The sequence below is a fragment of the Pseudomonas sp. P20 genome (assembly GCF_016463925.1).
Taxonomy (GTDB): Bacteria; Pseudomonadota; Gammaproteobacteria; order Pseudomonadales; family Pseudomonadaceae; genus Pseudomonas; species Pseudomonas aeruginosa.
The window spans coordinates 1-702 of record NZ_JAEMVM010000142.1; the positions used below are offsets into that span (position 1 = coordinate 1).

The window sequence follows — 702 nt, forward strand, 5'->3', positions numbered from 1 at the left end:
AGGCCCTGAGCAGCCGGCCGAGCAACCTGCGCGGCCTGCAGGGTGATGTGGTGATCGACGAGGCGGCGTTCCACGAGTCCCTGGAGGAACTGCTGAAGGCCGCCCTGGCGCTCACGATGTGGGGTAACAAGGTCCGCCTGATCAGCACCCACAACGGTGTCGACAACCCGTTCAACCAGTACATCCAGGATGCCCGCGAGGGCCGCAAGGATTACAGCGTTCACCGCATCACCCTGGATGATGCGATCGCCGAAGGGCTGTACAAGCGAATCTGCTTTGTCACCGGCCAGGAGTGGTCGCCCGAGGCCGAGAAGGCATGGCGCGATGGGCTGTACAAGAACGCCCCCAATACCGAGTCCGCCGACGAGGAATACGGCTGTATCCCGAAGAAGTCCGGTGGCGCCTACCTCTCTCGCGTGCTCATCGAGCAGGCGATGGTCCAGGACCATTCGATCCGTATCTACCGGTACGAGGCGCCGGAAGGTTTCGAAGGCTGGACACCACAGATGCGGGAAGACGAGATCCGCACCTGGTGCGAAGAAAACCTTCTGCCAGAGCTGGCCAGGCTGGACCCGGAGAACACCCACAGCTTCGGCGAAGACTTCGCGCGCCGCGGCGACCTGACCGTGTTCACCCCGCTGCAGATTTCGCCGACCCTGCGCAAGCGGGAGGCGTTCCGAGTCGAGCTGCGCAACCTGACCT

1 pseudogene is annotated in these 702 nt (G+C 63.5%); it reads left to right on the forward strand.

What is annotated here, in order from left to right:
- Positions 1-702: pseudogene (locus JHD77_RS32225) on the forward strand (hypothetical protein); the annotation flags it as partial.